This window comes from Anabaena sp. UHCC 0253 (genome assembly GCF_009712085.1).
Classification (GTDB): Bacteria; Cyanobacteriota; Cyanobacteriia; order Cyanobacteriales; family Nostocaceae; genus Dolichospermum.
Genome location: NZ_VILD01000002.1, coordinates 505,843 through 518,172, shown reverse-complemented (window position 1 = coordinate 518,172; position 12,330 = coordinate 505,843). Strand labels below are relative to the sequence as shown.

The window sequence follows — 12,330 nt, the reverse complement described above, 5'->3', positions numbered from 1 at the left end:
TATTCCCTATCCCCTATCCCCTATTCCCTATCCCCTATTCCCTATCCCCTATTCCCTATCCCCTATCCCCTATTCCCTATCCCCTATTCCCTATCCCCTATTCCCTATCCCCTATTCCCTATCCCCTATTCCCTATCCCCTATTCCCTATCCCCTATTCCCTATCCCCTATCCCCTATTCCCTGTCACCTGTCACCTGTCACCTGTCACCTAACTTCTATGCTCAGTACATTGATTTTACTGCCGTTAATTGGTGCGGCTTTCCTTGGTTTCTATCCTTTTAGCATCTCTGCTAAACTAGCCCGAATTTTGTCCTTAGTATTTAGCGTTATTATTTTCTTATGGAGTATTGTCGTAGCAATTCAATTTAATCCAGGAGAAATTGGTCAACAATTTGCTGAATCTCTACCCTGGGTAGATGCCATTGGTTTAAACTACAATCTCGGTGTAGATGGTTTATCCTTACCGTTGCTAATTCTCAATGGACTGTTAACTTGTATTGCTATTTATAGTAGTGATGAATCCCAACAACGTCCGAGATTTTACTACTCCTTAATTCTGCTATTAAGTGCTGGGGTGACAGGAGCATTTTTGGCACAGGATTTATTATTATTCTTCCTGTTTTATGAGTTGGAATTAATCCCCCTATATCTGCTAATTGCGATTTGGGGAGGTGCAAAACGGGGTTATGCAGCTACGAAATTTCTGATTTATACAGCTTTTTCCGGCATCGTTATTTTAGCCAGTTTCCTGGGTATGGTTTGGTTGAGTGGTTCTCCCAACTTTAGCCTAGCAACATTAAATGCTCAATCTCTACCCTTAGCAACGCAAATTTTACTATTAGCAGGAATTTTGGTAGGTTTTGGTGTCAAAATTCCCCTAGTTCCCTTCCATACGTGGCTACCAGATGCCCACGTCGAAGCCTCCACACCTATATCTGTTTTATTGGCTGGGGTATTATTGAAATTAGGAACTTATGGCTTACTGCGATTTGGCATGGATTTGTTACCAGATGCTTGGGCTTATTTAGCACCTTGGTTAGCGACATGGGCAGTAGTTAGCGTCTTGTTTGGGGCATCTTGTGCGATCGCTCAAACAGATATGAAAAAAATGGTAGCCTATAGTTCTATCGGCCACATGGGCTATGTCTTATTAGCAGCAGCCGCATCCACACCCCTCAGCGTCTTGGGTGCAGTTATGCAAATGATTAGTCACGGATTGATATCCGCTATGTTATTCCTATTAGTAGGGGTAGTCTACAAGAAAGCTGGTAGTCGGGATTTAAACGTAATTCGGGGACTGCTAAACCCAGAACGAGGTTTACCTGTGATTGGTAGCTTAATGATTGTTGCAGTCATGGCCAGTGCAGGTATACCGGGAATGGTAGGATTTATTTCCGAATTTATCGTTTTTCGAGGTAGTTTTGAAGTTTTCCCCGTGCAAACATTGTTGGCAATGTTAGGAAATGGTTTAACTGCGGTTTACTTCTTAATTCTTCTTAATCGTGCCTTCTTTGGGCGGTTATCAGCGGAAGTTAGTAACTTACCTCGTGTTTATTGGAGCGATCGCATACCTGCTATTATTTTAGCCGCAATGATCGTTATTTTAGGCATTCAACCTAATTGGTTAGTTCACTATACTGAAGCCACAATTACCACAATGGTAAAATCTCATAACCTAGTGGCAACAAAATATAACGAATTAGAAATTAAAAATTAACCCCTAACTAATTTTTTTGATTTTTAATTTTTAATTGAATTGCAGGAGACTTAGCAATGGCAACTACCGAAAAAAGAACTGCGAATAAACCCTTATCTGAGTATGTTCATCGCTTACAAACTGGTGAAGCATTACTGAAAGATAGTCCAGAAAATGTCTTAGAAGTTGTTGGTATCCTTAAAAGCTATGGTGTAGTTTTAGATGCCTATTCTCACAATCTAATTTACATCGCTGAACATCAATTTTTAGTATTTTTTCCCTTCTTTAAATACTTTAATGGCGATATTTCTTTTGCTAAATTACTCCGTCACTTATGGCATGATCGGATTAATTTTGAATATGCTGAATATTGCATGAAAACCATGATGTGGCATGGTGGTGGCGGTTTAGACGCATATTTAGATACTAAAGAATTTCATGAAAGAGCGCAAGCTATTATTACTGCTAAATTCAAAAATAATCCCCTCATGTTGGGAATAAATGAACTTTTTCCGGAATTCTTAATAGAACAGTTACGAGTCTCTGCTTATTACACTGGATTAGGTCAATTTTGGCGAGTTATGGCTGATATGTTTCTGAATCTATCAGATCGCTATGACAAAGGCGAAATTAAATCCATTCCTCAAGTTGTAGAACATATTAAACTGGCTTTAGTAGCAAACGCAGTTAAACCAATTACATACAGTGTTAAAATCGGCGATAAAGTCTATGATCTTATTCCTAAATCAGTTGGTTTAACCTTCCTCGCCGATACCGCAGTTCCTTATGTAGAAGCTGTATTTTTTAGAGGTACACCCTTTTTAGGAACAGTTTCCTTAAATGCACAAGCATATCAAGTTCCCCCAGATTTATCTCGATTCCAATATGGTGCATTATACGCAGATCCTTTACCCATTGGTGGTGCAGGTATTCCTCCCACATTGTTAATGCAAGATATGCGCCATTATTTGCCAGAATATTTACATGATATCTATCGTCGCAGTCGTCGCGGTGAAGATGATTTGCGAATACAAATTTGTATGAGTTTCCAAAAGTCAATGTTTTGTGTAACTACAGCCGCAATTCTAGGACTTTTACCCTATCCCTTAGATACTCAAAATTCATCTGAGAAAACAGCCAATCAAGTTTATTTAGAAAAATGGATGTCAAGATTAGAGAATTCCCAGTTATTAGAAGTAAATAAATAGGAAAATTCACAAATGCTTAATCACTACGAAAAGTTGTTATACTTTGCACGGTCACAATTTGAGCTTTTGCTTAAAGGGGATATATGGATGTAAAAACCCAAGTTATGACCTTCTCAAGTATATTTGCTTAAAAATAATGTAGAGATGTTCCATGGAACGTCTCTACAAAGGTTAGGGAAAACGCATATTTAATTTTCAATCCTATATCTATTGTTTATCGGGCGTTGCTGAATCAGAGTATGAAATTTAAAAATTAGATTTCTTTAACTCTTAATTCTTTGCGCCTTTGCGCCTTTGCGTGAGGCTAATTCATACATTCAATCAGCAACGCCGTTTATCGCTAATATCTTATTACCAATTACCCATTACCAGCCTTAACTAGATAACTAGGAACTTGGGTTACTATATCCACTGATGTTTTCTGAATTTCCCCAGAAAAATGCTTATTTACTAAAGTTGGAACTTGAACAGATTTAATTTTACTATAACGGGTTTTATCTGGCATAACTAAGTTGGGTCCAGCTTTACAATTTTTCATACAGCCAGTACCTTTAATAATTACATTATCTTCTAAACCACTATTTTTTAACTCCGACTCCAAAGTTTGACATAAAGCCTTACCACCGCGTTTCATGCAATCAGACTTCTGACAAACGAGAATTACTTGTGTTTTAGCTGGTTTTTTCGCTTCAACCTTCCCTAAATCAGAACGTGCGGCCATTATTCGTTCCGCTATTAGTGTTACTTGATCTTTTTTGGCGTTATATTGTTTTGTCCCCACAACTTGCAGCCAAGTACCTTGAGGTAAACGTAAATCAAAAACACTACGTAAATGCTTGGCCAATTTTACATAAAATTCACCGTCAGCAGTTCCTAATAACAAGCCTTTCAACTTATATCCATCTTTAATTACAAAATCCAGGAATCTGCCTTCAAAACAAAATTCTGTTACTTCTGAATTAGTAGATATACTCATTTTTTTAACCTATTGTCTGACTAAAATTTTTGGTAACGAGTGCGCCAACAACCTTCCAGATTCTTAATCAAGTTTTGACGGGAAGCAGTCAATTGTTGAATCACACTCCAAAGTTGTATAGCTGCTGTGGGATTGGTTATTTCTACCGTTAAAGGCTGGTTCATGCTACAGAGACAGGGAATATCTAACTCTCGTAGGCGTTGATAAACCTGCCAACGGTCTGCCCAATTTATATCAATAACGTGCTTTCTGTTTGTTTCTGAGCTAGAAGATTTCAAGCGAATAGCCCTCAAAATGCCATAAAGTTGCAGTAAAACCATCAACTTACAAGTTAAATTTGCAAGTCGCCGGGAGTTTAGCTTCTTTTCTTAGAATACACTAGCTGCAAAATATTGTCATTAATTTTGAAAAAAAATCTCAACTTTATTTCTTTAAAACGATACACATTTAAAGCATAAAGTCAATGAAATACCAAATAAATATATTACAATATACTAAGTTACACTAAGACTTGACGTGACTTAACACAGCAAAGCCCGAATTCAGGAGTCAGAATCAATGAGTGGGGAATACCTACTAGTCTGTCAAATACATTTTGACGAATAAAGAAGAAACGAACCACGTTCTGCGTTCGCGTAGCGGTGCATAGCACTCAGCAGTTCCCGAAGGGTAGGACGCAAAGAACGCGAAGGAAGAAGGAAGATTATTAATGTTTAATTCCGAGAAAGTGGTATTCTTTATTGCATCCAAGATGATTCAATATTCACATTCCTCTTCGTCATCATTTGTGTAAATAAATCTGTGGATAATGCTGTTTCTACAGGTGAAACTCCCGGTTTGCTAAGTTTACCATTGAGTAATAATTCAGCAATACTACCAGTACCTAAACCAGCCGCAATTGCTGTATTTTCATGAAGTAAATTTACACAATAAATTGCTGATTGATCATTAATCTTGCCAGTGATTTCTGCCCTTACAGCTACACCAATACCAGTAAAAATATTAGTAATATCTGTCATTTTGTGACTGACATGGGCAAGAAATTCAATCATCTCATATTTTTGCATTAATGATTTAGGAAAAATATGGGCTGCTATCCAAGTTAAATGATTATAAAAATCAGGAAAAGAACCAAACTTAGTAATTACAGTTTTTACTTTGGGAAAAGATTTTGGTAATGTGATAGATTCTGGCATATCAAACCAATAAACACCACTATTACTATATGGATATGGAAAATCAATATTTTCACGTTCCGTATAAGGAGTAATTGTTTGCCATTTATTATTTATCCAAGCTTCAAAAGAATGCTGTAAACCTAAAAAAGTGGTTCGCATGACTGTAATTCCTGCACCACCAGAACCAGAAACTAAATAACTCAAATGGATTTTTTCTGGTACATCAAATTTTTCGATTCCCTGACGAACTAAGCTATTAGAAATACCTGGAAAAACCCCTGTATTAATAATTGCTGTCACCCCAGAATTCACAGCTTCTCTATGAAAATTTAATGCTTTTTGTGTATAGGAACGATGATCACTGACATCAAGATAGTTTACACCTTCATCAATACAAATTTCTAAAACTTGAGTATCTCGATAATGAAATGGTCCTGCACAATGAATAACTAAATCTGATTCAGATATGGCTTTTTTGAGATTATCAGTATCAGCTAAATCTAATAATAAAAAATGTACTCTTTCTCCTAATGGAGAATTTTTGATTTGTGGAGAACGTCCAGTAATAGTAATTTTTGCTTGGGTATTTTTAAATATATCCTCAGCCACACTACTACCTATTCTTCCTCTACCTCCAAGAATTAAAACATGATTTTTCATAATTATCCTCAAAAATATTTATTACAAAGATGAAATTTAGAAATGATTATCTACAGATAATTAATATTTATGCTTCATATTTTCTAGCAACTTGAAAAGCTGAGACATAAGTGATTTGAATATTTCCTCCATAGTTATTTTCTATTTTTTCTCGTAACCCGGCAAATAAATTATTCCTAGTTTTTATCTCTAATTTTAAGTATGGTGTATAAGTGCTTAAAAGTAGTAAAAAGTCATCAACAGAATAATTGACTTTGCATACAATTTGTTGTGAAACTAAATCTTGAAATTTACCTGAATCAATGGCTTTTTGTCCTAAAGATTGAACTATATCTTTTTGGGTTTGGATATCCTCATATCTATCTAAAAATGGAGCATACTTTTGATAAACTTCCTGAAAACTTAGATATACTTCATATTCTGGTTGTGGTGTCATATTCCAAAGTAGAATTAAACACCCATTATTCCGTAAAGCTTGAGAAATTTTGAAATTACCAAATTCAGGATTAATCCAATGAAAAGAAGTTGCGGCTAAAACAGCATCAAATTTTTCAGGTTCTAATTCCCATTCTTCAAAGGTAGTTGGCTGAATTTCTACCAATGGATACATTTTACAATTTTGTTTTGCTAAATTACAAGCTGCTAAACTCGGTTCTAGACATTTCATAGAAAAACCTAATTTAGCAAAGGCTAAAGTTGCGTTTCCTGGACCACATCCTAATTCTAGGATAGTTGCTTTTGGTGGAAGTTGAGCTATTTTTACAGCACCATCAATAATTTCTGGTGAATAACCAGGTCTTAACCTATTATAAGCTTCGGCGACGTGAGAATACCAATTTTTTCTAGTTTCTAAGTCTTGAGAATATAAATTTTGAAGTAGTTTTAGTTCTTTCATGATTTATCCTTAATTTCCAGCAATGGGGAACTTTATGGCTGATTATGTAACTTTATTAAAAACTAAATCAGAATATTTACTGTTGTGTATAGTTGGCAGTTACCGCATTGTGTAATTAATAATTATACTAACGTACTTAAATATGCACACCTTAGTTTTATCTATTTGGCTAATCCTGATGATAGCAGTATTGTTTTTAGCAATGTCTGTAATTCGTAGCCAAAAACGACGGATATCTAAGACTAGAAAGTATACCCACCGGAAATCATCTAAAACTACTATGTCTTTTGGGAATGGTGATAGAAGACTTTGGAAAGAACTATTAACTTTATTACAATCAGATAGTGTAACTGCGGAAAGACTACTCAAATATGAACAAAATAAACATCCAGGTAAATCCAAAAATTGGTATTTAGAAAAAGTGATTTTTAACTTAAAACGCGATCGCAATTAAGTAAGATTGTATCAATAATCAACATGATATACTTGATTTCTATATAACAATGGTATTTTAATTTTGCAAAAATTTCAGTAAGGCTGTGACGCACCCTAAACTTTTGTAGCTGACAAATGTTTAAATATTGCTATTTAGCTGGAAATTTTCAAATATCCGGATTACTGGCAATCATCGGGAATTAAATGGAGTATATAGGCGTGATTTCTGCTGTAATTATATTATTTTTTGCAGAGAATTTTTCAGTATCAATAGTATTTTTTATATTCTCATATCGCAGAAAATAATCTTGTATGTTTGAGCAAAAATGAGTTATGTCTTCTGCTTTTCAACTTTACGATGATGATCAATTTAAAATGCTAATTTCTCAAAATGCTGATGGTATCATGGTGGTGGATATTGCTGGTATAGTTAGGTTTGTCAATCCTGCGGCAGAATCCATGTTTAACCGTTCTCAGTCAGAATTAATGGGAAATTCATTTGGTTTCCCGGTAGCGATCGCTGATAAAACTGAGATCAGTATAATATCAATTAATGGTAACAATCTAATTGCAGAAATGCAAATTGTCAAAATTGAATGGGAAAATGAACCAGCTTTTTTAATTTCTTTACGAGATATTACTAATCATAAAAACTTAGTCAATTCGTTACAGAAAAGAACGCTTGAATTAGAGGAAACAATTGAAGAGTTAGAAATTTTCTCTTATTCTCTTTCCCACGATCTTTGGAATTATCTGCGACGAATTGGTTTATTAAGTCAGAAGTTACTAGATAAGGATTGTCAACAACTTAGTTCTCAATCCCAGGAATGGTTACAACAAATAGATCAAATTAGTCAAGAGACAAAGGGATTAATTGAAAGCCTACTGCAACTTTCACGAGTTAGTTATACAAAGCTAAATAAGCAAGTTTTTAATTTAAGTAATTTGGCAGAAGATGTAATTAAACAAATTCAATTGGTGCATATTAATCGCCCCAGTAAAATATTAATAAATCCCAATATTCAAGTTTGTGGTGATAAAAGATTAATCCGGATTGCTTTAGATAATTTATTAGAAAATGCTTGGAAATATACTCAAATATCTCAAGAGACAATTATTGAGTTTGGGCAATTAACTCAACAAGAAATACAAGATTTATCATTATCTATCAATATGGAATATCAAGCCAATGATGCTATTTTTTTTGTTCGGGATAATGGGGTAGGGTTTGAAACAGCTAATTCCCAAAAACTGTTTCAACCTTTTCAACGTCTTCATTCTGAAGAATGTTTTGAAGGAAATGGGATTGGTTTAGCTACAGTACGGAGGGTAATTCAACGTCATGGTGGCAAAGTTTGGGCTAAAGGAGAAGTGAATAAAGGTGCAACTTTTTACTTTTCTTTACCATCAAAATAGTCAGGAAAGTTAAAATTCAAAATTGAGTCGGTGGATCACTTTTTCCCAAAGCTATCACAGCATTTTGTCCACCAAAACCAAAACTAAAACAAAGCATTCGTTGAATTTTGCTTTTCTGTGCTGAGGTGATGAAGTTTAAATCAAACTCTGGTTGCTGAAGTCCTACACAGGGAGGTAAAATTTGATGCTGTAAAGCCATAAGTGAGAATGCTACAGCCAAAGCTCCCGATGCGCCTAATGTGTGACCTGTGCTACCTTTAGTGGAAATAATGGCTAATTTTGCGGGAAATAAGCGTTGGATAATTTTGCTTTCAATTCGGTCATTTAATTGGGTGGCTGTACCATGTGTATGAATGTAGTCTATCTCTGTAGGTGTTATTTGACTACGTTCTAAACATTGCTTAATTGCAGCGATCGCACTTTTTCCTTCTGGTTCTGGAGTATTACCATGATATGCGTCTGCTGTCAAGCTAAAACCTAAGATTTCTCCATAAATTTTGGCTTGTCGTTGGCTTGCTAATTCCGCAGATTCGAGAATAAATACAGCACCCCCTTCACCTAATACCAAGCCTTCCCGCTGCAAATCAAAGGGATAAGCCCCAGTTTTTGCTAAAGCCCCCATTTGCCTAAATCCGGCAATTGTCAGGGGAGTAATAGGCGCTTCTATTGCACCTGTAATTACTCGTTGGTACTGTCCAGATTTAATTAACATCACCGCTTGAGCGATCGCCCAAATCCCCGTTGCACAAGCTGCCATTGGCGCTAAAACAGCCCCTGTTGCCCCAATTTGTCGCGCTACGGCGATCGCATTCATGTGGGGTAAACTATTTAACCAATTATCTATATTTAATCCGGATTTTTGCTCATATATTTTTCGGGTCATCATCTCCCAAGAGGCTTGATAACTACGACTAGAACCCACTACCACCGCACAATCTGACAAGGGTGGTACTAATCGGGAATCTTGCAAAGCAGCGTTAACAACTATTTCCGTTAAGCTACTTAATGTAGATGGTTTTTCCGTAATTAAACTTAGAGGAATCACTCCCAATTCTGGAAATGGTTGATGTAATTTAATCCCAGTTTTACCATGTAGTAAATTTTGCCAACTATCATCTAAGTTTTGACCTATAGCCGAAACTAGACCAATACCAGTAACAACAACTCTAACCAATTTTGGAATTTAGATTATAGATTTTGGCAGTTATCAGCGGAAAATTATCAATCATTGTGACAACTGACAACTGTACGGGCGAAGCATTCGGAAAATAGCCTTGGACAAACGTTGAGTATTGGTCGCCCGAATGCTTCGCCCCTAAGACAACTACTGACCAATTTTCAGATTTTCTGCACCTTGAGTGACTTTAGCAGACTCAATGCGATCGCCTTGCTGAATTTTGTTAACTACATCAAAACCCTTAGTAACATTACCAAACACAGCATAGTTACCATCCAAGAATGATAAATCTGCTAAAGCAAAGTAAAATTGAGAAGAAGCAGAATCAGGTGCTTGCGATCGCGCCATAGCTACTGCTCCTTGCTTATGCTGTAACTCCGGCTTCTCAGTAATTGTCTTACTATAAATAGGCTGATTCGCCCCTTTTGGCTTAATTTCTAAGGGTATACGGCGTTCAGACCCAGTTTTAGCATCAATATAACCACCTGTACCTAATAATTGTTCTGGTGTTTTGGGGTCTTTACTCTTAGGATCACCACCTTGAACCACAAACGGTTGAGGGTCGCGGACAACACGATGAAATACTAAACCGTCATAAACGCCCTTTTGTACCAAATCCACAAAATTACCCGCAGTAATTGGCGCATTTGTACCATCTACTTCAATCGTAATTGGTGAACCATTAACTGTCATCACCACTGTAGCTTTACCTTCGAGGCGTGGTAAATCTTTCGTTCCTGGAATACTCTCACTAATAGTTTCTGATACCGTCTTTGTACTATTAGTAGTTGTTTCAGAGGTAGCTGTTGCAGTTGGGGCTGTATCAGAAGATGCTGTATTTTGCGTACATCCTCCCAAGGTCAAAGCACCAATCATCAACAGAACTACAAAAAATTGGGGAAATTTTAACCGCATTGTTCGTGACTGCATCAAACAGAATATTTTATCTTTCAATCTCGCCAGTTGTTGCATTTTGGATTTTAAAATGCTCATAACTAATATGATTTGTGAAAACTACTCACCTTTAGATCCCCGACTTCTCTAAGAAATCGGGGATCTTCTTGTTCACTACATGACAAATCTAAAATCCAAAATTCCTAGAGTCCTTCTAAAGGTACTCCCAAAAAACGAGCTAATTCCGCACCCTGATTTTCTAAATCTGCCAAAGATAAAGGTTGACCTACTCTGGTGAGGGGAATATCCCGTCTCCCTTTAACCCGCAGATACAAAGCACGTTGAGGATTAAGACCTTCTTTAATTACAATCCTTACTGATTGTACATCTTGAATGCGTCCGTCAATTTCGATGCGACGGTTTTTGCCTGGAAAACCCCAACGAAAGATTTTTAATTTCCCAGTTTCCTGATTAAACTCATTATAGCCACCGCCTAAGTCCCAGAGAATCACCAGCCACAGATATGAGGCTAATAGCAACCCAGCAGTACCGTACAATCCCATGACCAATCCTTGAGGGACAAATATCAGTTGTGTTGGATCAGTAACAATGAGTAAATTGACTTTGAGATAGCTGGAGATACCAGCTAAGAAAAAACCACTGGCTCCCATAGTAACAATAGTTGCCCACCAGTAGTTACTAAACCGACGTGAACCGAGAACCTTTTGATAGAGGAGGTTATCGCCTTTGTTAATCGTTGTTGATACCGTCATTAAACTACCTTGGACTATCTTTCTCAAGTCTGCCACTGAAGCAGTCTTCATTGCAAGCTATCCAGGAGATGAGGAAGAAAATTCTTCCTTTTGATAGCATAGTGTAACGGCAGCTATGCTTTTGGGTGCAGATCCTGCGCTCCTACTTAATTCTGTCTGATGTCACCGGTAAAAGATTTCTGAGAAATCTTATGTCAAATTGTTAAAATTCTGATATTTATAGTATTGGAGATCGTAAATATTTAATTTCTTTGGCTGTATCCAGCGCAAACTCTGAGTAATGTGATAAGTTAAGAATCATTAAGTTACCATACTCTAGATTACTAGTTAATGGTAGCTGCACATGGCATAATTATGAGAAATGATCACTTTGTTCAAGTAGTCAGTTCTCACAATCTCGCTAATTGGTTTGTAAAAAAAACGTTGAATTCCTCACGGCAGTTGCCATGAATTCAGTAAAACCGCTGAAACACTGCTTAAAAAACGTTGCAATTTTAGTAAAAACGAGGATTTTAGTTAAATGACCATCGCAGTTGGACGCGCCCCTAGTAGAGGGTGGTTTGACGTATTAGACGACTGGTTAAAGCGCGATCGCTTCGTATTCGTAGGTTGGTCAGGAATATTACTATTCCCCTGCGCCTTCCTCGCACTAGGCGGTTGGCTCACCGGTACAACCTTCGTCACCTCCTGGTATACCCACGGACTAGCATCCTCCTACCTAGAAGGAGCTAACTTCCTGACAGTAGCAGTATCTACACCAGCAGACAGCATGGGACATTCCCTGTTGTTCCTGTGGGGACCTGAAGCTCAAGGCGATTTCACCCGTTGGTGTCAACTAGGTGGTTTCTGGCCTTTCGTAGCCCTACACGGTGCATTCGGTCTAATTGGCTTCATGTTACGCCAATTTGAAGTAGCTCGTCTTGTCGGTCTGCGTCCCTATAATGCCCTAGCTTTCTCCGGTCCTATTGCCGTATTCGTCAGCGTCTTCCTGATGTATCCCTTGGGACAATCTAGCTGGTTC

11 protein-coding genes and 1 pseudogene are annotated in these 12,330 nt (G+C 37.1%); 5 read left to right on the top strand and 7 right to left on the bottom strand.

Annotation, left to right across the window (positions count from 1 at the left end; all coding sequences use genetic code 11):
• The first annotated feature begins 218 nt into the window (after nucleotides 1–218).
• Together FJR38_RS06530 and FJR38_RS06525 are read left to right on the top strand one after the other, a co-directional pair.
• Entirely contained in the window at nucleotides 219–1,718 is a 1,500-nt protein-coding gene (locus tag FJR38_RS06530) for an NADH-quinone oxidoreductase subunit M (protein ID WP_168496659.1), read from the top strand.
• Between the two features lie 56 nt (nucleotides 1,719–1,774).
• Nucleotides 1,775–2,905 carry a CO2 hydration protein gene (locus FJR38_RS06525; protein ID WP_168496657.1) on the top strand — a complete coding sequence of 377 codons (1,131 nt, stop codon included), beginning with the start codon at nucleotides 1,775–1,777 and terminating at the stop codon, nucleotides 2,903–2,905.
• Nucleotides 2,906–3,263: 358 nt separating this feature from the next.
• Here the strand turns inward: FJR38_RS06525 and FJR38_RS06520 are convergent, their stop codons facing one another.
• The 4 genes from FJR38_RS06520 to FJR38_RS06505 form a co-directional block, all read right to left on the bottom strand.
• On the bottom strand, nucleotides 3,264–3,881 hold the full coding sequence (locus FJR38_RS06520) for a (2Fe-2S) ferredoxin domain-containing protein (protein ID WP_168496656.1): 618 nt from the start codon (nucleotides 3,879–3,881) through the stop codon (nucleotides 3,264–3,266).
• 20 nt (nucleotides 3,882–3,901) lie between these two features.
• Nucleotides 3,902–4,159 (bottom strand): Asr1405/Asl0597 family protein, encoded by a 258-nt coding sequence (locus FJR38_RS06515; protein ID WP_168496836.1) that lies wholly within the window; start codon nucleotides 4,157–4,159, stop codon nucleotides 3,902–3,904.
• A 459-nt stretch (nucleotides 4,160–4,618) separates the two neighbouring features.
• Nucleotides 4,619–5,719 carry a saccharopine dehydrogenase family protein gene (locus FJR38_RS06510; protein ID WP_168496654.1) on the bottom strand — a complete coding sequence of 367 codons (1,101 nt, stop codon included), beginning with the start codon at nucleotides 5,717–5,719 and terminating at the stop codon, nucleotides 4,619–4,621.
• A gap of 67 nt (nucleotides 5,720–5,786) precedes the next feature.
• Nucleotides 5,787–6,614, bottom strand: a complete 828-nt coding sequence (locus FJR38_RS06505; RefSeq protein WP_168496646.1) for a class I SAM-dependent methyltransferase — start codon at nucleotides 6,612–6,614, stop codon at nucleotides 5,787–5,789.
• A gap of 142 nt (nucleotides 6,615–6,756) precedes the next feature.
• On the opposite strand from FJR38_RS06505, the gene FJR38_RS06500 reads away from it, so the two are divergent.
• On the top strand, nucleotides 6,757–7,068 hold the full coding sequence (locus tag FJR38_RS06500) for a hypothetical protein (protein ID WP_168496644.1): 312 nt from the start codon (nucleotides 6,757–6,759) through the stop codon (nucleotides 7,066–7,068).
• A gap of 314 nt (nucleotides 7,069–7,382) precedes the next feature.
• On the top strand, nucleotides 7,383–8,465 hold the full coding sequence (locus FJR38_RS06495; protein WP_168496642.1) for an ATP-binding protein: 1,083 nt from the start codon (nucleotides 7,383–7,385) through the stop codon (nucleotides 8,463–8,465).
• A gap of 16 nt (nucleotides 8,466–8,481) precedes the next feature.
• On the opposite strand, the gene FJR38_RS06490 is transcribed toward FJR38_RS06495, so the two are convergent.
• From FJR38_RS06490 to FJR38_RS06480, 3 genes are all read right to left on the bottom strand, one after another.
• Nucleotides 8,482–9,639 (bottom strand): beta-ketoacyl-ACP synthase, encoded by a 1,158-nt coding sequence (locus FJR38_RS06490; RefSeq protein WP_168496640.1) that lies wholly within the window; start codon nucleotides 9,637–9,639, stop codon nucleotides 8,482–8,484.
• A 150-nt stretch (nucleotides 9,640–9,789) separates the two neighbouring features.
• Nucleotides 9,790–10,557 carry a peptidylprolyl isomerase gene (locus tag FJR38_RS06485; RefSeq protein WP_168496834.1) on the bottom strand — a complete coding sequence of 256 codons (768 nt, stop codon included), beginning with the start codon at nucleotides 10,555–10,557 and terminating at the stop codon, nucleotides 9,790–9,792.
• Nucleotides 10,558–10,739: 182 nt separating this feature from the next.
• Nucleotides 10,740–11,309 carry a photosystem I assembly protein Ycf4 gene (locus FJR38_RS06480; protein ID WP_168496832.1) on the bottom strand — a complete coding sequence of 190 codons (570 nt, stop codon included), beginning with the start codon at nucleotides 11,307–11,309 and terminating at the stop codon, nucleotides 10,740–10,742.
• A gap of 520 nt (nucleotides 11,310–11,829) precedes the next feature.
• Here FJR38_RS06480 and FJR38_RS06475 point away from each other — a divergent pair.
• Nucleotides 11,830–12,330: pseudogene (locus FJR38_RS06475) on the top strand (photosystem II D2 protein (photosystem q(a) protein)); the annotation flags it as partial.

Coding starts and splice junctions, on each gene's coding strand:
- FJR38_RS06530 (WP_168496659.1), top strand. CDS start 219: ATGCTCAGTACATTGATTTTACTGCCGTTAATTGGTGCGGCTTTCCTT.
- FJR38_RS06525 (WP_168496657.1), top strand. CDS start 1,775: ATGGCAACTACCGAAAAAAGAACTGCGAATAAACCCTTATCTGAGTAT.
- FJR38_RS06520 (WP_168496656.1), bottom strand. CDS start 3,881: ATGAGTATATCTACTAATTCAGAAGTAACAGAATTTTGTTTTGAAGGC.
- FJR38_RS06510 (WP_168496654.1), bottom strand. CDS start 5,719: ATGAAAAATCATGTTTTAATTCTTGGAGGTAGAGGAAGAATAGGTAGT.
- FJR38_RS06505 (WP_168496646.1), bottom strand. CDS start 6,614: ATGAAAGAACTAAAACTACTTCAAAATTTATATTCTCAAGACTTAGAA.
- FJR38_RS06500 (WP_168496644.1), top strand. CDS start 6,757: ATGCACACCTTAGTTTTATCTATTTGGCTAATCCTGATGATAGCAGTA.
- FJR38_RS06495 (WP_168496642.1), top strand. CDS start 7,383: ATGTCTTCTGCTTTTCAACTTTACGATGATGATCAATTTAAAATGCTA.
- FJR38_RS06485 (WP_168496834.1), bottom strand. CDS start 10,557: ATGCGGTTAAAATTTCCCCAATTTTTTGTAGTTCTGTTGATGATTGGT.
- FJR38_RS06480 (WP_168496832.1), bottom strand. CDS start 11,309: ATGACGGTATCAACAACGATTAACAAAGGCGATAACCTCCTCTATCAA.